The sequence below is a fragment of the Enterobacter cloacae complex sp. FDA-CDC-AR_0164 genome, from assembly GCF_003071645.1.
GTDB lineage: Bacteria > Pseudomonadota > Gammaproteobacteria > Enterobacterales > Enterobacteriaceae > Enterobacter > Enterobacter ludwigii.
Genome location: NZ_CP028950.1, coordinates 2,866,879 through 2,887,092, shown reverse-complemented (window position 1 = coordinate 2,887,092; position 20,214 = coordinate 2,866,879). Strand labels below are relative to the sequence as shown.

General features: G+C 53.1%; 20 protein-coding genes. 6 read left to right on the top strand and 14 right to left on the bottom strand.

Annotated features, from left to right (window positions below; translation table 11 throughout):
* Nucleotides 1-9 precede the first annotated feature (9 nt).
* Nucleotides 10-450: an NADH-quinone oxidoreductase subunit NuoA gene (nuoA, locus tag AM410_RS14225; RefSeq protein ID WP_014171000.1), complete on the bottom strand. Its 441-nt coding sequence runs from the start codon at nucleotides 448-450 to the stop codon at nucleotides 10-12.
* 630 nt (nucleotides 451-1,080) lie between these two features.
* Nucleotides 1,081-2,019 carry a transcriptional regulator LrhA gene (gene lrhA, locus AM410_RS14220; RefSeq protein ID WP_014171001.1) on the bottom strand — a complete coding sequence of 313 codons (939 nt, stop codon included), beginning with the start codon at nucleotides 2,017-2,019 and terminating at the stop codon, nucleotides 1,081-1,083.
* Nucleotides 2,020-2,960: 941 nt separating this feature from the next.
* Here lrhA and alaA point away from each other — a divergent pair.
* A complete protein-coding gene (gene alaA, locus AM410_RS14215; RefSeq protein ID WP_014171002.1) occupies nucleotides 2,961-4,175 on the top strand; it encodes an alanine transaminase AlaA in 1,215 nt (404 codons plus the stop codon).
* Between the two features lie 93 nt (nucleotides 4,176-4,268).
* A complete protein-coding gene (gene yfbR / locus AM410_RS14210; protein WP_014171003.1) occupies nucleotides 4,269-4,868 on the top strand; it encodes a 5'-deoxynucleotidase in 600 nt (199 codons plus the stop codon).
* Nucleotides 4,869-4,908: 40 nt separating this feature from the next.
* Here the strand turns inward: yfbR and AM410_RS14205 are convergent, their stop codons facing one another.
* From AM410_RS14205 to yfbV, 4 genes are all read right to left on the bottom strand, one after another.
* Complete coding sequence (locus tag AM410_RS14205) at nucleotides 4,909-6,741, bottom strand: SLC13 family permease (RefSeq protein ID WP_014171004.1); 1,833 nt, start codon at nucleotides 6,739-6,741, stop codon at nucleotides 4,909-4,911.
* Between the two features lie 75 nt (nucleotides 6,742-6,816).
* The gene (locus AM410_RS14200) at nucleotides 6,817-7,476 is read right to left on the bottom strand and encodes a sugar phosphatase (protein WP_025203583.1); all 660 of its coding nucleotides are present in this window, start codon (nucleotides 7,474-7,476) and stop codon (nucleotides 6,817-6,819) included.
* An 11-nt stretch (nucleotides 7,477-7,487) separates the two neighbouring features.
* Nucleotides 7,488-7,982 (bottom strand): YfbU family protein, encoded by a 495-nt coding sequence (locus AM410_RS14195; RefSeq protein WP_020883140.1) that lies wholly within the window; start codon nucleotides 7,980-7,982, stop codon nucleotides 7,488-7,490.
* Nucleotides 7,983-8,074: 92 nt separating this feature from the next.
* Nucleotides 8,075-8,530: a terminus macrodomain insulation protein YfbV gene (gene yfbV / locus AM410_RS14190; protein WP_025203582.1), complete on the bottom strand. Its 456-nt coding sequence runs from the start codon at nucleotides 8,528-8,530 to the stop codon at nucleotides 8,075-8,077.
* Between the two features lie 337 nt (nucleotides 8,531-8,867).
* On the opposite strand from yfbV, the gene ackA reads away from it, so the two are divergent.
* Together ackA and pta are read left to right on the top strand one after the other, a co-directional pair.
* Complete coding sequence (ackA, locus tag AM410_RS14185) at nucleotides 8,868-10,070, top strand: acetate kinase (protein WP_040018038.1); 1,203 nt, start codon at nucleotides 8,868-8,870, stop codon at nucleotides 10,068-10,070.
* A 76-nt stretch (nucleotides 10,071-10,146) separates the two neighbouring features.
* A complete protein-coding gene (pta, locus tag AM410_RS14180; protein WP_014171009.1) occupies nucleotides 10,147-12,288 on the top strand; it encodes a phosphate acetyltransferase in 2,142 nt (713 codons plus the stop codon).
* A 44-nt stretch (nucleotides 12,289-12,332) separates the two neighbouring features.
* Here pta and AM410_RS14175 read toward each other — a convergent pair whose 3' ends face one another.
* From AM410_RS14175 to AM410_RS14155, 5 genes are all read right to left on the bottom strand, one after another.
* A complete protein-coding gene (locus AM410_RS14175; RefSeq protein ID WP_040018039.1) occupies nucleotides 12,333-13,286 on the bottom strand; it encodes a transketolase family protein in 954 nt (317 codons plus the stop codon).
* The gene (locus AM410_RS14170) at nucleotides 13,279-14,109 is read right to left on the bottom strand and encodes a transketolase (RefSeq protein WP_049022768.1); all 831 of its coding nucleotides are present in this window, start codon (nucleotides 14,107-14,109) and stop codon (nucleotides 13,279-13,281) included. The genes AM410_RS14175 and AM410_RS14170 overlap by 8 nt, the downstream gene beginning before the upstream one ends.
* Nucleotides 14,106-15,497, bottom strand: a complete 1,392-nt coding sequence (locus tag AM410_RS14165) for a PTS ascorbate transporter subunit IIC (protein ID WP_020883137.1) — start codon at nucleotides 15,495-15,497, stop codon at nucleotides 14,106-14,108. Before AM410_RS14165 ends, AM410_RS14170 begins: the two co-directional genes overlap by 4 nt.
* 21 nt (nucleotides 15,498-15,518) lie before the next feature.
* Nucleotides 15,519-15,791 carry a PTS sugar transporter subunit IIB gene (locus AM410_RS14160; RefSeq protein WP_014171013.1) on the bottom strand — a complete coding sequence of 91 codons (273 nt, stop codon included), beginning with the start codon at nucleotides 15,789-15,791 and terminating at the stop codon, nucleotides 15,519-15,521.
* 79 nt (nucleotides 15,792-15,870) lie between these two features.
* Nucleotides 15,871-16,314, bottom strand: coding sequence for a PTS sugar transporter subunit IIA (locus AM410_RS14155; protein WP_025203579.1), 444 nt, complete (start codon nucleotides 16,312-16,314; stop codon nucleotides 15,871-15,873).
* Nucleotides 16,315-16,552: 238 nt separating this feature from the next.
* Here AM410_RS14155 and AM410_RS14150 point away from each other — a divergent pair, with 238 nt between their 5' ends.
* On the top strand, nucleotides 16,553-17,572 hold the full coding sequence (locus AM410_RS14150) for a LacI family DNA-binding transcriptional regulator (protein WP_014171015.1): 1,020 nt from the start codon (nucleotides 16,553-16,555) through the stop codon (nucleotides 17,570-17,572).
* A gap of 3 nt (nucleotides 17,573-17,575) precedes the next feature.
* Here the strand turns inward: AM410_RS14150 and yfcD are convergent, their stop codons facing one another.
* From yfcD to yfcF, 3 genes are read right to left on the bottom strand one after another with little or no spacing between them, the layout of a single operon-like run.
* On the bottom strand, nucleotides 17,576-18,130 hold the full coding sequence (yfcD, locus tag AM410_RS14145; RefSeq protein ID WP_108647986.1) for an NUDIX hydrolase YfcD: 555 nt from the start codon (nucleotides 18,128-18,130) through the stop codon (nucleotides 17,576-17,578).
* Between the two features lie 55 nt (nucleotides 18,131-18,185).
* A complete protein-coding gene (gene yfcE / locus AM410_RS14140; protein WP_014171017.1) occupies nucleotides 18,186-18,737 on the bottom strand; it encodes a phosphodiesterase in 552 nt (183 codons plus the stop codon).
* 54 nt (nucleotides 18,738-18,791) lie between these two features.
* Entirely contained in the window at nucleotides 18,792-19,436 is a 645-nt protein-coding gene (gene yfcF, locus AM410_RS14135; protein WP_032681959.1) for a glutathione transferase, read from the bottom strand.
* 140 nt (nucleotides 19,437-19,576) lie between these two features.
* Between yfcF and yfcG the strand changes: the two genes are divergently transcribed.
* On the top strand, nucleotides 19,577-20,206 hold the full coding sequence (gene yfcG / locus AM410_RS14130; protein WP_020883132.1) for a GSH-dependent disulfide bond oxidoreductase: 630 nt from the start codon (nucleotides 19,577-19,579) through the stop codon (nucleotides 20,204-20,206).
* Nucleotides 20,207-20,214 lie beyond the last annotated feature (8 nt).

The window sequence follows — 20,214 nt, the reverse complement described above, 5'->3', positions numbered from 1 at the left end:
GCCTCGCTGTTACTGCTGACGATTAGAGATACTGTTTTCCGGGTTGATGTGTTCACGACGTGAACGCGCAGGCGTCCAGTCAAGCGCGCCAATACGCACCAGATAAACCAGACCGGCCAGTAACACTAAAATGAAAATTGCGGCCTCGACAAAGCCCACCCAACCACTTTCGCGGATGGAAGTTGACCATGCGAAAAGGTAAAGCGCTTCCACGTCAAAGATGACGAAGAACATGGCTACCAGATAGAACTTGGCAGACAGGCGTAAGCGAGCGGAACCTACTGAATCAATACCTGATTCGAAAGGTGTGTTCTTGTGCCTTGCACGGGCGCGACCGCCCAGGAACCAGCCGCCGACTAACATCAGGCAGCACAGGCCAATGGCTACAATAAGAAAGATTGCGAATGCCCAGTGATGAGCGATGACTTCTGTGGATGTTGACATACTCATTGCTTACTCATCAAAAGTGATACCTACGACACTGCTCTTGCTGGCAGATGGGCATCACATCGATTCATGGGGAGGAACGAAAAACCTTACACTAACTGTCAGAAATGAGACGTAGACAGCAAAATGATGGGGTTTTTTACTCCTTTCTATAACCTTTTGTCAACTTTAACAAAGGTTTCTTCACATTAAATTACATCGAGCGATTCTCATTAACATTTGGTGCCCTTTAACCCTGGTGGGTACCTGAGTTTACGTCAAATGCATGTTGTTGAATCGTGTCCGTTTTGGAAGTAAAAAAAATAACCCTCCTATTTTGACAGGATTTGCCAACGATTCCTCCCCCCAAAGAGGAGTATTTTCTTGATCTGAGACACGCTTTTGTTAATTCACCCAAAAAACCAGCAACATATTTCCTGTTTTATTAACATCGGGGCGAGCTGGAGGGAGACTGAACGGGAAATGCACAACATTTGAACAAAAGCATTTATCTTACTGATAAATAGCGACTATCCTGAAAATCCACGTGGTGATCGCGGGTATTACTGCCAAAAAAAAGCCACTGCAGGCGAAAATCGCGTGAGTGGCTTTTTTTTACATTTACAAATTGTTACCAGAATTTTGAGCTGTCGATCACTCAAAGTCCCCTTCAACGATCAGGGAATCATCCCCCCCTTCGGAGGTAACATGTTCGAACTGCCATGGATTATGGTAGTTTTCCATCGCCTCGAACACGACTTTCGCCAGTTCGTTATTGCTGGACGTATTGTGGCAGAGCAGATACTCCGTATCAGGCAAAGCAGGAAGACCATCTGATTTACCCAGTACGCGCAGATCCGGGCTCATCATTTCGACCGGACGGGCCGTTACTCCAAGCCCCGCTTTCACGGCAGCACGTACCGCTGGCAATGTGGAAGCCACATAAGCCAGACGCCATGGAATATTGGCCTCATTGAGCGCCGACAACACCATATCGCGGAACGGGCTCGGATCATCCAGTAATACCAATGGAATTGGCTCACCTTTTTGCAGCACATATTCAGCGGCGCAATACCAATGCGTCGGAGACGTGCGCAACGTCAGGCAATTAAATTGCCCTGGACGGTGCGTGGTCACCACCAGATCGACCTTATTCTCATTTAGCATCTCAATCATAAAAGCATTTCGTTTTACGCTAACGTCCAGCGCAAGCTTCGGATAAACCGAACTAATTCGATTGAGAAGAAATGGCAATATTGTGTCTGCTGACTCATCAGACGCACCTAACGTTAGCACCCCTTGCAGGTTGCTATACATTAATGACATACATGCTTCGTCATTAAAGCGAAGTATTTTCCTGGCATAACCCAGAAGCTGAATACCGTGTTCCGTTAAGAGCTTATTACGCCCGTGACGGGCAAAGAGCTCTTTACCAACCAGTTGTTCCAGCCGTTGCATTTGCTGGCTAACGGCGGACTGGGTTCGGCAAACGGCGGCAGCAGCAGCTGCAAAAGTGTTGAGATCGGCGACCGCAACAAACGTTCTCAGCAGATCGAGGTCGAGATTCATTATCGGACGATTTGCATTTATCATATCTTTTCACTTTCAGGTTGCTCGTGCGGAGCTGCCCGGGTTGAAGCTGTGTGTGTAACAGTTAAGCAATTCCCTCTGAAGGTTTTCCCTCGCATCCCGGCCCGGCAGACTGCCTGACAGATAGTTATTGTGCTGTTTTAATATCAACAGTCAGAAAGCACGTTTCATGACGTTATTTTTATTCTCTTAAACGTTCAGGATATTTAGATGTTTGCAGGTTTATGTAAATTCCATTAAGGGTGATACACCCTTTCTGCCATCTTTCTCGCAGTGCTGTCAACGTAGCAGGAGATGTTTAACCCATTCCGGCCAGAGATAACTCTAACAATAACAATCAATTAATTCAGAAAACCTGTTCCACAAATACAAAACATATGTATCTGCGCCCAGCTTTCCTGAAAGACATCTTAACCCAAATCCACTTTATTTATAAGTCTTATTGCAATATTGCGGATTTATGAGGGTTGTTAAGCTTCTCAACTAATTTTATTAAAATTAACTAAAGTTGCATTTTGTTGGTTAATAATAAATAAATTTTAATTTAGATTAAGGCCATTCATTAATAACACTTAACATTAATTTCACATGAGTAACTTTTAGCCAATGCACACTATTACAACGCCACGTAACGAAGCATTCAGGTTTTACGAAAGGTCACTCAGCGTAACTGCCACGCAGGTTGCGGATATTATTTATTTTTATCAGCACAATATACAACTTTAATATTCTTTAACAGCACAATAAACCTATTATTACACCATTAACCTTACTTTACGTCAGTTAAATTGTTCGTTGATAGCGAAAAAGATTCACACCATTTTCATTCCCTACACAAAATCTTCTCCTGCCCGCCCTTCAAAACGAAGCGAGGGGGGAGTACATTATTCCGTGCTGACTTCCACGGCAGGGAGTGGCAACAATCGCGAAAAGGTTAAAGGTTCATGTCCCCTATCGAAAAATCCAGCAAGCTAGATAACGTCTGTTACGACATCCGTGGCCCGGTTCTGAAAGAGGCTAAACGCCTTGAAGAAGAAGGCAATAAGGTTCTGAAACTCAACATTGGTAACCCTGCGCCATTTGGTTTTGAAGCGCCGGATGAAATTCTGGTTGATGTGATCCGCAACCTGCCTACTGCGCAAGGCTATTGCGATTCAAAAGGACTTTACTCCGCACGAAAAGCCATCATGCAGCACTACCAGGCGCGCGATATGCGTGATGTTACCGTTGAAGATATCTATATCGGCAACGGCGTCTCTGAGCTGATCGTGCAGGCCATGCAGGCGCTGCTGAACAGCGGCGACGAAATGCTGGTTCCCGCGCCGGATTATCCGCTGTGGACGGCGGCCGTATCCCTGTCCAGCGGTAAAGCCGTGCACTATCTTTGCGATGAGTCCTCTGACTGGTTCCCGGATCTCGATGATATTCGCGCGAAAATTACCCCACGCACGCGCGGCATCGTCATTATTAACCCGAACAACCCAACGGGCGCGGTCTACTCAAAAGAGCTGCTGATGGAGATCGTGGAGATCGCCCGCCAGCACAACCTGATCATCTTTGCCGACGAAATTTACGACAAGATCCTGTATGACGCGGCGCAGCACCACTCTATCGCCGCACTGGCTCCGGACCTGCTGACCGTGACTTTTAACGGCCTGTCTAAAACCTACCGTGTGGCCGGTTTCCGTCAGGGCTGGATGGTCTTAAACGGCCCGAAAAAACATGCGAAAGGCTATATTGAAGGGCTGGAAATGCTCGCCTCTATGCGTTTATGTGCCAACGTGCCGGCGCAGCATGCTATCCAGACCGCACTCGGCGGCTATCAGAGCATCAGCGAGTTTATCGTGCCGGGCGGGCGTTTATATGAGCAGCGTAACCGCGCGTGGGAGCTTATCAACGATATTCCAGGCGTCTCCTGCGTGAAGCCGAACGGCGCACTCTACATGTTCCCGAAAATCGACGCGAAACGCTTTAATATTCATGACGACCAGAAGATGGTGCTCGATTTCCTGCTGCAGGAAAAAGTGCTGCTGGTTCAGGGTACCGCCTTTAACTGGCCATGGCCGGATCACGTGCGTATCGTTACCCTGCCGCGTGAAGATGACCTCGAGATGGCCATCAGCCGCTTTGGACGTTTCCTCTCAGGTTACCACCAGTAATCTTAAAATCAGGCTACTTCGGTAGCCTGATTTGCATCTTGCCTCCCCTCCCCGCACAATGAAGTCTGTCGCAGTGAAGACAAAAGGTAACCTATGAGTCAGAGTCATTTCTTTGCCCACCTCTCCCGCCTTAAACTGATCAACCGCTGGCCGCTGATGCGCAATGTCCGCACTGAGAATGTGTCGGAGCACAGTCTGCAGGTTGCGATGGTCGCTCACGCTCTGGCTGCCATTAAAAACCGGAAATTCAACGGGCAGGTTAACGCTGAGCGTATTGCCCTGCTGGCGATGTATCACGATGCCTCGGAAGTGCTGACCGGGGATTTACCGACACCCGTGAAATATTTCAACTCGCAGATAGCCCAGGAATATAAGGCCATTGAGAAGATTGCTCAGCAGAAACTGATCGACATGGTGCCGGACGAGCTGCGCGATATTTTTGAGCCGCTGATTGATGAGCATCAGTACACGGAAGAGGAAAAATTGCTGGTTAAGCAGGCGGATGCGCTATGCGCTTACCTGAAATGTCTGGAAGAGCTGTCCGCGGGGAATAACGAATTTCTGCTGGCGAAAACGCGTCTGGAAAAAACGCTGGAATCACGCCGCAGCGAAGAGATGGATTATTTCATGCAGGTGTTTGTGCCGAGCTTCCATTTGTCGCTGGACGAGATCAGTCAGGACTCCCCTCTCTGACGGTATGCCGGGTCGCGACATCGCTCCCCGGCATCAGGGTTTAAAACGGGAACAGCACGGGAATCAGTATCACGCACACCACCATCACCAGCACGGTGAAGGGCACGCCTATCTTCACAAAATCACTGAATTTGTAATTTCCCGGGCCAAGCACCAGCGTATTGACCGGTGACGAGACCGGAGTCATAAACGCTGCAGATGCCGCCATAGCGACGATCATGGCAAACGGGTACGGCGAAACCCCCATTGATTTCGCCATCGCCAGTGCAATGGGTGCCATCAGGACGGCCGTGGCCGTATTGGAGATAAACAGGCCTATCGTGGCGCACATGATAAACAGGCAGACCAGCATCATGTAAGGCCCGTATCCACCGCCTGCGTCCATGAGTCCCTTGACGATCAAATCCACCCCACCGGTTTTTTGTAACGCCAGGGCAAAGGGCATCATCCCGACAATCAGAATAATGCTCGGCCAGTGAATGGCTTTGTAGGCGCTTTCGGCATCAATACAGCGGAATTTCCCCATCAGAAGACAGGCGATAATGGCCGCAATGGGGTTTGGAATTTCGTCAGTCAGCATCAGTGCGACCATCAACACCAGGCAAAAAATCGCATGCGGTGCCTGGCTGTGCGCCGGAGAAGCATCGCTCTCTTCAACCGGCATATTGAGTACAACAAAGTCGCGGCCTTTCTGCCCGAGCTGACCGATCAGTTTCCAGTTGCCGACGACCAGGAAGATATCACCGAGCAGGATAGGCTCATCCACTACCGCCCCTTCCATCGCCACGCCATCACGCTTTAAGCCCACCACGTTTAGCCCATAGCGGGTCCTGAAGCCGATTTCGCGCACGGTTTTACCCAGTAATTCTGATTCCGGGATCAGCGACACTTCGGCCATGCCGACATCCAGCGCCTGGTCTGAGAAATACTCCCCACGTAGCACCATGGGTTCCAGCAACTGTTCACTGCAAAACTCGCGCAAATCGACATCGGCGGTGGACATATCAATCAGCAAAACGTCGCGTGCACGGAATTCCGACACCCCGTTGACGTTAACAATCACCCGCCGAAAACGACGCCAGCGCTCTACGCCGATCACGTTCGCGCCATAGCGCTCGCGCAGCTTCAGGTCGTCAAGACGCTGGCCAATGAGGGGCGAGCCGGGGCGGATAGCCAGACGGCGCGCCCGCCCGGTCAGACGATACTCTTTGATCAGATCGCGGAAGGTCCGTCGTTTCCAGCCGTCTTTGCTTTTATCCTGTTTTTCCCCCTTCAGGGCAAAACGAGTTAACAGCATGTAGACCACACCCAGCACCAGAATCACCAGTCCAAGTGGGGTCACGCTGAAAAAGCTAAAGCCTTCAAACCCTTCGCGGATAAGCTCACTGTTGACGACCAGGTTCGGCGGGGTCGCCACCAGCGTCATCATCCCGCTAATAAGCCCGGCAAAGCTCAGAGGCATCATCAGGCGCGACGGTGAGGTTTGCATCCGCATGGAGACGCTCAGCACCACCGGGATAAAGATGGCGACGACGCCCGTGGAGCTCATAAACGCCCCCAGCCCGGCAACCGTCAGCATCAGGTAGATCAACATTTTGGTTTCGCTGTTGCCGGCCACCTTGACCAGCCACGACCCCATAATGGTCGCCACGCCAGTGCGCACCAGCCCGTCGCCAATAATAAACAGGGCGGCAATCAGGATAACGTTGGGATCACTAAATCCGGAGAAAGCCTCCGGCAGCGTGAGCGTACCGCTCAGCACAAAGGCAACGATGACAAACAAGGCGATGGCATCCATGCGCACCTTGCCTGAGGCAAAGAGAAGGATGGCGATTAAAAGCAGGCTCAGGACCCAAATCAGTTCACCGTTCACAACATATCCTTGTCAGTGGAGGAGACAAAATTTTGCCATAAAAAAGCCCCAACAATGTGGGGCTATATCATGGGATTACATTTTAAGCGAGACGGTTACAACTCCGTCCGGTGCCTTCGCAACGTTGATGGCCGTCAGCGTGTTAAGCACCAGATCCGCCTCGTTCAGGCGGGGTGAACCCGCCGGAACGTTAACGGCGATGACGTGGCTTCCGGCGTTCAACCCCGCCAGGACGCCTGCTGCCGCATCCTCCACCACCACGCAATCGGCTGGTGCCAGGCCAAGCAGTTCGGCACCGAGTAAAAAGGCATCCGGTTCAGGCTTGCCGCGCTTCACGCGCTCTGCCGTGATAAACACTTCGGGCGTCGGTAACCCTGCGGCCTTGTGGCGGGCATGGGCAACGGGCACCGAGCCGGAGGTGACGATCGCCCACGGGATTTGGGCTTCGTTCAGATGTTCAAGCAGTTCATGCGCCCCCGGCAGCGCTGTGATGCCATCCGTGTCGGTGGCTTCAATGTGCTCAAGATAGCTGAACTCCGCCTGAATCTCTTCCTCAGAACGTCCTGCTAAGAAGTGCCGCAATGAGGTTATGGCCTGTTTGCCATGGATAAAATTCAGTACTTCCTGATGGTCAATGCCATGTCTGTCCGCCCAATGGCACCATGAACGCTCCACAACCGGCAGCGAATCCACCAGCGTACCGTCCAAATCAAACAGAAAACCTCTACACTGCACAAGCACCTCCGTCAGGCATTAATAATTTGTTGAATCTCATTGTTACTTAAATGGTACTGGCGCGGGCAGGCGTGCCAGACGCTCAGCATGCGCTGATATTTTTCCCACATTGGGGTCTGCGCATTGAAGCCGTGTGTGCCCGCGTCAAAATGGGTATAGCGCCCTTCCGTGTTCACCATAAAACGCACATAGCTCAGATAACGCGCTTCCGTTGCGGCATCAAAGCCCAGGAAGGTGACGCGACGTTCGTCAATGGACTGCTGATCTTTGAGATTGGTCCAGGAAACATGCAGGGCGTGATACATCTCCATAATGTCGATCACGGTGCGGCAGGTTTCTTCTTTCATCTCACCAAACTCGCGGTCCAGTTCACGCATCTGCAAACCAAAGCCACGTTCGACGATTGTCTGCAGGCGGCTGTAGCGCTCAGCGTTATCGGGATCAAGCATAGTCATCATTTTGTACTGGTTGGACAAAATCAGACGTTGAGCATGGGTCATTTCCATCTTTCGACTCCTGTAGCGCATTGCACTGTAAAAAAAAGACACGGTAACGGTGAGTTACTGTGCCTTCTTTTATTCGTCGTTTCGATGATCAATCACAAGTCATCGAGGAATGTTTTGTCGAGTTGCTTAAAAGCGCGCTTGAGCGTGTCAGCCAGCGCCTGGTAATCGGGCTTGCCTTCGACCGGGGCAAGCGCCTGCCCGGCTTCCTCCAGTTTCCCGCGAACTTCATAAAACCAGTGTAAAATAGAAGGCGGGAGTGGCGTGATAGAACGTTTACCTAACCACCACAGACCCTGCATCGGCAGACTTAACGCGAAAAGTGCCGTCGCAACGGCCGGGCCAAGCTGCCCACCCAGCGCGATTTGCCAGCAGAGCGTAAAGATGGCGACAGGTGGCATAAAGCGAATCGCATAGCGCGTGGCGCGGATCGTGCGGTTCTCAATAAACATGGGCGCAAGGCGCTTTTCCATTGGCCACGTCTTTGCGTAATGCTGTCCCCGACGAAACAGACTGAAAAAATTCACGGACGGGTTCACTGGTGTCGACATGGCTGTACCTCAACTTCACATATAAAAATTAAAATTTTCGTGCAAAACCACAACAGGCTATGACAACGTTCAAAATATTTTGTCATCAGCACCCCGTATCGGGTATTCTGTGCCAGCCTGATAGGCCCTTAGACGAGAACCATTAACTCGTCAAATTATCGCATATTATGCCATTGGCTGAAAAATGTTCAAAATGGCATAAAATCATATGTATTTCTTCCATCATGCCACAATGTTCGTTTGGCATGATGTTAATCATAAATGTCTGAGTCATTATGCGTTACGCTTTTAGACTCCCTGACGTTTTTTTAGCCACGTATCAATAATAGGTACTTCCATGTCGAGTAAGTTAGTACTGGTTCTGAACTGCGGTAGCTCCTCACTGAAATTCGCCATCATCGATGCGCTCAACGGTGACGAATACCTCTCTGGTTTGGCCGAATGTTTCCATCTGCCTGAAGCACGTATCAAGTGGAAGATGGACGGCAGCAAACAGGAAGCGGCTTTAGGTGCAGGCGCCGCTCACAGTGAAGCGCTGAACTTTATCGTTAACACTATTCTGGCACAAAAACCAGAACTGTCTGCTCAGCTGACTGCGATTGGTCACCGTATCGTCCACGGCGGCGAAAAATACACCAGTTCCGTCGTTATCGACGAAACGGTTATTCAGGGCATTAAAGACTCTGCCTCTTTCGCACCGCTGCACAACCCAGCTCACCTGATCGGTATCGCTGAAGCGCTGAAATCCTTCCCGCAGCTGAAAGACAAAAACGTGGCTGTGTTCGACACTGCGTTCCACCAGACCATGCCGGAAGAATCTTACCTCTATGCCCTGCCGTACAGCCTGTACAAAGAGCACGGCGTTCGTCGCTACGGCGCGCACGGCACCAGCCACTTCTATGTGACTCAGGAAGCCGCTAAAGTGCTGAACAAGCCGGTTGAAGAAGTTAACATCATCACCTGCCACCTGGGCAACGGTGGTTCTGTTTCTGCCATCCGCAACGGTAAATGTGTTGATACATCCATGGGTCTGACCCCGCTGGAAGGTCTGGTGATGGGTACCCGTTCCGGTGACATCGACCCGGCGATCATTTTCCACCTGCACGACACCCTGGGCATGAGCGTTGATCAGATCAACAAAATGCTGACCAAAGAGTCTGGCCTGCTGGGTCTGACCGAAGTCACCAGCGACTGCCGTTATGTTGAAGACAACTATGCAGAAAAAGCAGACGCTAAACGTGCAATGGACGTTTACTGCCACCGTCTGGCGAAGTACATCGGCTCTTACACTGCGCTGATGGACGGTCGTCTGGACGCGGTTATCTTCACCGGTGGTATCGGTGAGAACGCGGCAATGGTTCGTGAACTGTCCCTGGGTAAACTGGGCGTTCTGGGCTTCGAAGTTGACCACGAGCGTAACCTGGCTGCCCGCTTCGGCAAGTCTGGCTTCATCAACAAAGAAGGCACCCGTCCGGCTATCGTTATCCCAACTAACGAAGAGCTGGTCATCGCGCAAGACGCGCACCGCCTGACTGCCTGATTCCACACCGCCAGCAATGCTGGCGGTGCTGTTTTGTAGCCCGCCCCCTGTCGGCGGTAACGAAAGAGGATAAACCGTGTCCCGTACTATTATGCTGATCCCTACCGGAACCAGCGTCGGTCTGACCAGCGTCAGCCTTGGCGTTATCCGTGCTATGGAACGCAAAGGCGTTCGTCTGAGCGTCTTTAAGCCTATCGCCCAGCCTCGTGCCGGTGGCGATGCGCCAGACCAGACCACCACCATCGTGCGTAAGAACTCCAATCTGCCAGCGGCTGAACCGCTGAAGATGAGCCACGTTGAATCTCTGCTGTCCAGCAACCAGAAAGACGTGCTGATGGAAGAGATCATCGCCAACTATCACGCTAACACGCAAGACGCGGAAGTGGTGCTGGTTGAAGGCCTGGTCCCGACCCGCAAACACCAGTTCGCTCAGTCTCTGAACTTCGAAATCGCGAAAACGCTGAATGCGGAAATCGTGTTCGTCATGTCCCAGGGTACCGATAACCAGGAACAGCTGAAAGAGCGTATCGAACTGACCCGCAGCAGCTTCGGCGGCGCGAAAAATACCAACATCACCGGCGTTATCGTTAACAAACTGAACGCACCGGTTGATGAACAAGGTCGTACCCGTCCTGACCTGTCCGAAATCTTCGATGACTCTTCTAAAGCGAAAGTGGTTAAAGTTGATCCGGCGACTCTGCAGGATTCCAGCCCGCTGCCAGTACTGGGCGTGGTGCCATGGAGCTTCGACCTGATTGCTACCCGTGCAATCGACATGGCGCGTCACCTGAACGCTACCGTGATTAACGAAGGCGACATCAACACCCGCCGCGTGAAGTCTGTGACCTTCTGTGCGCGTAGCATTCCGCACATGCTGGAACACTTCCGCGCAGGCTCCCTGCTCGTGACCTCCGCTGACCGTCCTGACGTGCTGGTTGCTGCGTGTCTGGCCGCGATGAACGGTGTGGAAATCGGTGCCATTCTGCTGACCGGTGCTTACGAGATGGATCCACGCGTAAGCAAGCTGTGCGAGCGTGCGTTCGCCACTGGCCTGCCAGTCTTTATGGTGAACACCAACACCTGGCAGACCTCTCTGAGCCTGCAGAGCTTCAACCTGGAAGTGCCGGTTGATGACCATGAGCGTATCGAGAAAGTGCAGGAATACGTTGCGGGCTACATCAACGCAGACTGGATTGAATCCCTGACGGCAACCTCCGAGCGCAGCCGTCGTCTGTCTCCTCCGGCCTTCCGTTACCAGTTGACCGAGTTGGCACGTAAAGCGGGCAAACGTGTTGTTCTGCCAGAAGGCGACGAACCACGTACCGTTAAAGCGGCTGCCATCTGTGCAGAGCGCGGCATCGCGACCTGTGTGCTGCTGGGTAACCCGGATGAAATTAACCGCGTTGCTGCCTCTCAGGGCGTTGAGCTGGGTGCAGGTATTGAAATCGTCGACCCGGAAGTGGTTCGCGAAAGCTACGTTGCGCGCCTGGTTGAGCTGCGTAAGAGCAAGGGCATGACCGAAGCCGTTGCGCGTGAGCAGCTTGAAGACAACGTTGTGCTGGGCACGCTGATGCTGGAGCAGGACGAAGTTGACGGTCTGGTTTCCGGTGCGGTTCACACCACGGCGAACACCATCCGTCCACCGCTGCAGCTGATCAAAACGGCACCAGGCAGTTCTCTGGTGTCTTCCGTGTTCTTCATGCTGCTGCCTGAACAGGTTTACGTTTACGGTGACTGTGCGATCAACCCGGATCCAACTGCAGAGCAGCTGGCTGAGATTGCTATTCAGTCTGCCGATTCCGCGATTGCCTTCGGTATTGAACCTCGCGTGGCAATGCTCTCCTACTCCACCGGTACTTCTGGTGCAGGTAGCGATGTAGAGAAAGTCCGTGAAGCGACGCGTCTGGCGCAGGAAAAACGTCCTGACCTGATGATCGACGGTCCACTGCAGTATGATGCCGCGGTTATGGCTGACGTTGCGAAATCCAAAGCACCGAACTCACCGGTTGCGGGTCGCGCTACCGTGTTCATCTTCCCGGATCTGAACACCGGTAACACCACCTACAAAGCGGTACAGCGTTCTGCAGACCTGATCTCCATCGGGCCAATGCTGCAGGGTATGCGCAAACCTGTGAACGACCTGTCCCGTGGCGCGCTGGTTGACGATATCGTCTACACCATCGCTCTGACCGCGATCCAGTCTTCACAACAGCAGTAATACGTTACTGACTAAAAAGGCGACCCGAGGGTCGCCTTTTTTATTTACAACAACTCCCTCGCCGCCGACACAATGTCGTGTGCCGTCAGGCCATACTCCTTCTGCAGGAAGTCCTGTGTCCCCACCTGGCCGTAACGCTCCTTCACGCCCACCCGACGCATCGGCACCGGACAGGTTTCCACCAGCACTTCCGCCACTGCCGATCCCAGCCCGTTATGAATGCTGTGGTTTTCGCAGGTCACGATACGTCCGGTTTTCTCGGCGTAGTTTTTCACCAGCATCCGGTCAATCGGCTTAAGGGTAAACATGTCGATCACCGCGGCGCTGACGCCCTCCTGTTCGAGCTGACGCGCCGCTTCAAGCGCTTCCGCCACCATAATGCCGTTGGCAATCAGGGTGATGTCACTGCCTTCGCGCAGTACGTTGCCCTTGCCAAGCGTAAATGTCGAACCCGGCGCATACACGCTCGGGGCCTGCTTACGGATGGTACGCACCCAGTAGAAACCGTCGAGGTCAATAAGCTGGCGCAGTACATCTTCAAACATCACCGCATCCGTTACCTCCAGCACCACCGAATGGGCAAGCCCCCGCACGATGCCCATATCTTCAAACGACATATGCGTGCCGCCGTTATGACAGGCCGTCACGCCGGCATCTGAAGCAATGACCTTCACATTGTTACGCTGGTAGTCCAGGGACATAAACAGCTGGTCGAAACAGCGACGGCTGGCGAAGGCGGTAAAGGTATGCACGAACGGCTTGCGTCCGGTCAGCGACAGCCCCGCCGCCGTCCCCATAACGTTAGCTTCCATGATGCCGCAGTTAATCACATGCTGCGGATAATCACGTGCCACGCCATCCATCGCCATTGAGCTCATCAGATCCGCCTCGAGGGCGATAATGTCGCTCCCGGCTTCAATCTGCTGTGCCACAAACCCCGCGTAGACTTTACGCATCTCGACGGCGTCTTTCTGACCTGCAGGTGCAACCTTAATCATGTGAAGCCTCCAGTTGGCGAATCGTCTCGTTGAGGGCCGCCTTGCTCTCGGCGGTTAATCGCAGATGGTGCGAGTTACTCAGTTGCTCCAGATACGGCACGCCCTGCCCTTTGATACTGTCGAGGATCACCACCAGCGGGCGAGCATCCGCCGCCGGAACCAGCGATGTCACCTCCAGCAGTGCCGGAATGTCATCTCCTTTCACCGTCACCACGTCAAACCCGAAGGCACGGAATTTTCCTTCCAGATCGAACGCACAGATAATGTCGTCGAGTTCGCCATCAAGCTGCTGTTTGTTCCAGTCAACGAATACCGTCAGGTTATTCAGGCGATGGTGTGCAATAAACTGGAACGCTTCCCAGCACTGCCCTTCGTTCAGCTCGCCGTCGCCGACGATACAGAAAACCCGGTTGGGACGTCCCGCCAGCTTATGCGACAGCGCCATTCCACCGGCGATGGAAATCCCCTGCCCCAGCGAGCCGGTGGTGGCATCCACGCCGCGCGTTTTTAGCCGGTCCGGATGGCTCGGCAGACGCGTACCGTTCTGGTTCAGCGTGCTCAGCTCTTCCATCGGGAAATAGCCTTTGATCGCCAGGGTGCTGTACAGCGCCGGGCCAGCGTGTCCTTTTGACAAGACAAAGTAGTCACGCTCTGGCCAGTCCGGGTCGGCCGGGTCAATTTTCATCACTGCGCCGTACAACACGGCCAGGGTTTCAACAACCGACATACTGCCGCCGTAGTGACCAAAGCCCAGCAGGGTCAGCATTTTCAGCGTTTCAAGGCGGATCTGACGCGCCAGATGGGTTATCTCATTCTCATTCATGATTTGGCTCCGGTGTTTTCCTGCGCGTTATCGCCCGCAGATTTGTTTTTAGCGAACACGTTGTACGCCACCAGCAGTGCGAACAACGCCACAACAAGGCCGGTGATGGCAAGCGGCGACAGGAAGCGCGCCAGGTTACCCAGCACGATCCCGACAGCGCCAAAGTCAGCGTCCGAGAACGTGGTATTGGCAAATCCAATTGCCCCCAGCACCGGCAGCAGCAGAACCGGCAGGAAGGTGATCAGCAGGCCGTTGGCAAACGCACCAATCATCGCTCCACGACGTCCCCCGGTGGCGTTACCAAACACGCCCGCGGTAGCGCCGGTGAAGAAGTGCGGCACCACACCAGGCAGAATCAGCACCCAGCTGAATTGCCCACAGATAAACAGACCCACCAGCCCGCCAAGGAAGCTGAACAGGAAGCCAATCAGCACCGCATTTGGCGCATACGGATAGACAACCGGGCAGTCCAGAGCCGGACGTGCATTCGGCACCAGTTTTTCAGAAAAGCCGGTAAAGGCCGGGACGATTTCCGCCAGAATCAGGCGCACACCCTGCAGGATGATGAACACCCCCGCGGCGAACGTGATGGCCATGATGATGGCATAGACCAGGTAGTTCTGACCGCCGCTAAAGGTCGCCTCAACGTAGTCACGCCCGGCGCTCACCGCCATGATCAGGTAGATGATCATCATAGTCAGCGAGATGGAGATAGAGCTGTCGCGCAGGAAGCTCAGGTTCTTCGGCAGGTTCATCTCTTCAGTCGAGCGAGAGCCTTTGCCGAACTTGCTGCCAATCCAGCCGGAGAGAACATAGCCCAGGGTACCGAAGTGACCAAAAGCAATGTCATCGTTGCCGGTAATGCGCTTCATGTAACGCTGCGCCAGCGCCGGGAAGAAGGCCATTACCAGACCGAGGATCAGCGACCCGGTAAACACCAGACCAACGCCCTCAAAGCCCGCCACGGTGAGGATGACCCCAATCATGCATGCCATGTAGAAGGTGTGATGCCCGGTCAGGAAGATATACTTCAGACGCGTAAAGCGGGCGACAATGATATTTGCCACCATACCGAATGCCATAATCAGCGCGGTAGAGGCACCGTATTTCTCCAGCGCAATGGAAACAATTGCCTCGTTATTGGGAATAATGCCCTGAATATTAAAGGCGTGTTCAAACATTCCGCCTAACGGATTTAATGACCCAACCAGCACCGTGGCCCCGCCGCCAAGCACAATAAAACCGAGTATGGTTTTAATGGTCCCTTTCACCACATCAGAAAAAGATTTCTTTTGAGCGACCAGGCCAATTAAGGCTATTAAGCCCACCAGCACCGACGGGACTTTTAATATATCAACAACGAAATTCAGCGTTTCAAGGATAAACATATCCACCTCGCCTTATCAGGATTATTGTCTGTCGAACCAGGCGCGGAGCTGCGCTTCGAGTTCGTTGATATCAATGATGTTGTTGATCACCACCAGCTGGCTTTCCGGCACGCTGGCACTGGCGGCAATGTCCTTCGCCATCACGAAAAGATCGGCGGCACCCGGCGTTGCCGAGGAGAGATCGGAGTGTTCAACGTCGGCGTCAATGGCCAGCTTCTTGAGCACCTTTTTAATATTCATTTCGACCATAAAACTACTGCCCAGGCCTGAACCGCAAATAGCCATAATTTTCATTGTTGTCCCCTTTTTTTGAGTAGAGCACGCCCCATCACGCTAAACGTAATGTTGTGATAAATCGGATGAGAGAATTAAATCAGAAGCGGTCAATAATCGTTTTAATGTCCTCCAGGGTATTCGCCTGATGCAATTCAGCCATATCGTCGTCACTGGAAAATAATTCAGCGAGGGCAGAGATCATGTCGATGTGACTGTGTTTATCCGGCGCCGCGAGCATAATAATAACATCCACGGGATCGAACTCGCCGGCACCAAAAGAGACTCCCTTTTTCAGTTTTAATAATGAGAGGCCTAATCCTTTGGCCCCCTCTTCCGGCCGCGCATGCGGCATGGCCAGCCCTGGTGCCAGCACATAATAAGGTCCTAGTGCATGATGCTGCTCAATGATGGCCGTCACGTATTCCGGGCCAATCACCTGCAGATCCAGCAACGGTTTCGCGCATATTTCCAGCGCCTGCGGCCAGCTTTCCACGCTCTCCTGCAGCGTGATGGTTGTATCATATATCCACTTTTTCAGCATTTCTCCGTCCCGCCACAATGCAAAAGATGAGCAAACTTTATTCAACACATCCCATATTGACTGCGATCGGGATCACAAAGATAGCGCTACCAATCGCTAACATTCAGAAGTGTGATAGCGCTATCAAATTGTAATCATGGTGTGAATTCACAGCAAAAAAAGGGATTTAAGGCGTATACTGCGTTTCACGTGAAACGAAGGATGATAATAAAAACGCGTCTGGTCAGCAGGAAGGTGTATGTCTCTAACCCGAAAACGGCGCAGTACCGGTAAAGTGACACTCGCCGATGTCGCACAGCTTGCCGGGGTGGGCACGATGACCGTGTCCCGTGCACTCCGCACGCCTGAACAGGTTTCCGATAAACTGCGAGAAAAAATAGAAGCCGCTGTACAGGAATTGGGTTACATGCCTAATCTCGCTGCCAGCGCGCTGGCCTCGGCATCGTCATGGACGATTGCGATGGTCGTTCCTAATCTCTCCGAATCCGGTTGCTCGGAGATGTTCGCCGGGCTTCAGCAGGTGCTGCAGCCTGCCGGCTACCAGATCATGCTGGCCGAATCACAGCATCGACTCGAGCAGGAAGAAAAATTGCTGGAGACGCTGCTGGCGTCGAACATTGCCGCTGCGATTTTGCTCAGCGTTGAACACTCCGATACTGTCCGCCACTGGCTGAAAAACGCCTCCATTCCGGTCATGGAAATGGGGGCCATGCGCGCCGATCCTATCGATATGAATATCGGGATTGATAACGTCGCGGCGATGTACGAACTGACGGAGATGGTTATTAAGCGCGGCTACCAGAATATTGGCCTGCTGTGCGCTAACCAGGAGCAGTGGATTTTCCAGCAGCATTTACAGGGCTGGTACAAAGCGATGCTTCGCCACCATATGTCACCAAACCGGGTGATTAACGCCGCCATGCCACCGAGTTTTTCCACGGGTGCGGCGCAACTGCCGGAGTTCCTGCTGGCGTGGCCAGAGCTGGATGCACTGGTGTGCGTGTCGGATGAACTGGCCTGCGGGGCACTTTATGAATGCCAGCGTCGGCGTATAAAAGTACCGGACGATCTGGCCGTGGTGGGTTTTGGCGATAGCGACGTCAGCCGGGTCTGTCAGCCACCGCTGACGACCATGGCTGTGCCACATCGTAAGATTGGGATTGAAGCGGGACGCGCGTTACTGGAACGTCTGAATGATGGAGACTGGCGCGATCATAAACCTATCGCGTCCAGCCTGTGTCTGCGGGAGAGCTGTTGAGGCTTACTCCGCCTCTTCCTCTTTTTCCGCTTTCGTGGATTCGTTTTTAGCGTTGCGGGTCATCCACAGCGCCAGCGCTTTTAACGAATCCGGGGTGAACTCGTCGCAACGCGCGGTAATTTCTTCCGGCGTCATCCAGTTCACTTCGCTTACTTCTTCTTCCTGCAGGGCGAACGGGCCATGGGAAACGCAGCTAAACAGCCCGCCCCAGACGCGGCAATGTTCGTCCTCGAAATAGAACTGACCATGCTCGGCAAACGGCACGCCGGCAATCCCTAACTCTTCTTCCGCTTCACGACGCGCGGAGTCCAGCAGAACTTCATCCGCCTGAACAACGCCGCCTGCAGTTGCATCCAGCATACCAGGGAGAAAATCTTTGGTGTCCGTGCGGCGCTGAACCAGAATTTTGCCCATCCCGTCATGCACAACGATGTATGTCGCACGGTGACGCAGACGCTGCGCGCGCATTTGTTCGCGGCTGGCCTGCGCGATCACTTCATTCTCTTCGTTGACAATGTCAACCCACTCTGTACTTGCCAAATGACTCTGCTCCACCATCGGGAAACCTTCTCGTCTAAGCGCTCTTTCGGCGCGTTTGCAGTTGAGGTGTAACTTACGGATTAATCGCTATTTGCGCAATAACTTGCTGATCATTAAGTGCGATTACGCTTAACGTATTCTCATCGAGCATGCCATAGCTTGCTGGATTTCCACCTTTCGGTATGCTGACCGAACCGGGGTTAAAGTGATACATCTCGCCGCGTTTTTCTGCCACCGGAATATGAGTATGACCGTAAACCAGGACATCGCCAGCCGCCAGTGCCGGGAGATTTTCCGGGCTAAAAAGATGACCATGGGTCAGGAACAGACGGCTATTTTCCATCAGTACCTGTTGCCAGGGGGCAGTGATGGGAAAATCCAGCAGCATCTGGTCCACTTCACTGTCGCAGTTACCGCGAACGGCGATAATGCGCGAAGCATACTGGTTGAGTTTTTCCGCTACCTGCGCCGGTGCATAGCCTTCCGGCAGCGCATTGCGCGGACCATGATTTAACACATCCCCCAGAATCACCAGCCATTGCGCCCCGCTTTGAGCAAACAGAGAAAGAACACGCTCGGTCGCGGGCAGCGAACCATGGATATCAGACGCAAACATCAGTTTCATCAGTCACTCCCTGGAAATCAGACTGCCCTATCATACCTGAAGCGTCAGGCTATATCAGCCCGCCCGCTTAGCGGAGAGTGCCACATAGCGCTGCACTGAGGCGCGCTGCCACTGAAACGCAGCATAATCCACCAGCAGCTGAGGCACCTCATCCCCATTGAGGATCAGACGGTTCAGCATCAGCGCCAGATCGGTATCGGCAATACACCACTCGCCGAATAAATTCGGATTACCATGAGCCAGCAGAGAAGTCGCGGTATCGATCAGTTTTTGGGCACTGGCCGCACCGTCTTTACTCAGCGCCGGTTTTTTCACCCCGGCAAACACCACATCCGTGGAGCGTTCCACGCGAATCGGCACCAGATCGCTGCGCAGCCACGCCTGGATCTGACGTGCGCGGGCACGTTTTTGCAGATCGTGAGGGTAGATGCGCTCCCACTCAGGTGGTGCGAACCGATCTTCCAGATACTCATCGATCGCCGACGATTCACTCAGCGCGAAGCCATCAATGTCCAGCACCGGTACGCGACGGGTCAGGGCGTAGCCCTGCCACTGGGGTTTCAGATGTTCACCGCCGCCCAGATCCACCGTCTTTAGCGTAAATGACAGTCCTTTTTCGGCCAGCGCCACGTACGCGCTCAGAACATAGGGAGAAAAGAAATCTGCATCGGACCATAACGTGATTACGGGCTGGTTCATAACATCCTCATCGGCTGATCGGTTTTCATTCAACATATAATCTCTTTGCCTCGCTGTCACTTGATGAAAACTCACGATTTACAACAACCACCTATACTCATTTTTCATGGCGTCACTATTTTCACTGACAGGAGTTGAGAATGATCGACCTTTATTATGCCCCTACCCCGAACGGCCATAAGATCACCCTCTTTCTTGAGGAAGCCGAACTGGATTACAGGATCATTCGCGTGGATATCAGCAAAGGCGATCAGTTCAGTCCTCTCTTTCTGGCTATATCGCCAAACAATAAAATCCCGGCCATTATTGATAACCATCCTGCCGATGGGGGCAAGCCGTTGAGCCTGTTTGAATCCGGAGAAATATTGCTCTATCTGGCAGAGAAGACTGGCAAATTGCTGAGCGGAGAGTTGCGCGAGCGTCACCACACGCTGCAGTGGCTTTTCTGGCAGACGAGCGGTCTGGGGCCGATGCTCGGACAAAACCACCATTTTACTGCCTACGCACCACAGCCGATTCCTTATGCTATCGAACGCTATCAGGTGGAAACCCAGCGGTTATACGGCGTTCTGAACCGTCGGCTGGAGAAAGCACCGTGGCTCGGCGGGGATCATTACAGCATCGCCGACATTGCCTGCTGGCCCTGGGTGAATACCCATGAAAAGCACCGCATTGACCTGGCGTCTTACCCGGCGGTGAACAACTGGTTTGAACGAATCCGCACGCGTCCGGCCACCGAACGCGCCATGCAAAAAATCCAGCAAATTTAAGCCGGTGG

Bases quoted from the DNA above. Each gene is read 5' to 3' on its own strand.
- nuoA (WP_014171000.1), bottom strand. From the start codon at position 450: ATGAGTATGTCAACATCCACAGAAGTCATCGCTCATCACTGGGCATTC.
- lrhA (WP_014171001.1), bottom strand. From the start codon at position 2,019: ATGATAAATGCAAATCGTCCGATAATGAATCTCGACCTCGATCTGCTG.
- alaA (WP_014171002.1), top strand. From the start codon at position 2,961: ATGTCCCCTATCGAAAAATCCAGCAAGCTAGATAACGTCTGTTACGAC.
- yfbR (WP_014171003.1), top strand. From the start codon at position 4,269: ATGAGTCAGAGTCATTTCTTTGCCCACCTCTCCCGCCTTAAACTGATC.
- AM410_RS14195 (WP_020883140.1), bottom strand. From the start codon at position 7,982: ATGGAAATGACCCATGCTCAACGTCTGATTTTGTCCAACCAGTACAAA.
- yfbV (WP_025203582.1), bottom strand. From the start codon at position 8,530: ATGTCGACACCAGTGAACCCGTCCGTGAATTTTTTCAGTCTGTTTCGT.
- ackA (WP_040018038.1), top strand. From the start codon at position 8,868: ATGTCGAGTAAGTTAGTACTGGTTCTGAACTGCGGTAGCTCCTCACTG.
- AM410_RS14175 (WP_040018039.1), bottom strand. From the start codon at position 13,286: ATGATTAAGGTTGCACCTGCAGGTCAGAAAGACGCCGTCGAGATGCGT.
- AM410_RS14170 (WP_049022768.1), bottom strand. From the start codon at position 14,109: ATGAATGAGAATGAGATAACCCATCTGGCGCGTCAGATCCGCCTTGAA.
- AM410_RS14165 (WP_020883137.1), bottom strand. From the start codon at position 15,497: ATGTTTATCCTTGAAACGCTGAATTTCGTTGTTGATATATTAAAAGTC.
- AM410_RS14160 (WP_014171013.1), bottom strand. From the start codon at position 15,791: ATGAAAATTATGGCTATTTGCGGTTCAGGCCTGGGCAGTAGTTTTATG.
- AM410_RS14155 (WP_025203579.1), bottom strand. From the start codon at position 16,314: ATGCTGAAAAAGTGGATATATGATACAACCATCACGCTGCAGGAGAGC.
- AM410_RS14150 (WP_014171015.1), top strand. From the start codon at position 16,553: ATGTCTCTAACCCGAAAACGGCGCAGTACCGGTAAAGTGACACTCGCC.
- yfcD (WP_108647986.1), bottom strand. From the start codon at position 18,130: ATGGTGGAGCAGAGTCATTTGGCAAGTACAGAGTGGGTTGACATTGTC.
- yfcE (WP_014171017.1), bottom strand. From the start codon at position 18,737: ATGAAACTGATGTTTGCGTCTGATATCCATGGTTCGCTGCCCGCGACC.
- yfcF (WP_032681959.1), bottom strand. From the start codon at position 19,436: ATGAACCAGCCCGTAATCACGTTATGGTCCGATGCAGATTTCTTTTCT.
- yfcG (WP_020883132.1), top strand. From the start codon at position 19,577: ATGATCGACCTTTATTATGCCCCTACCCCGAACGGCCATAAGATCACC.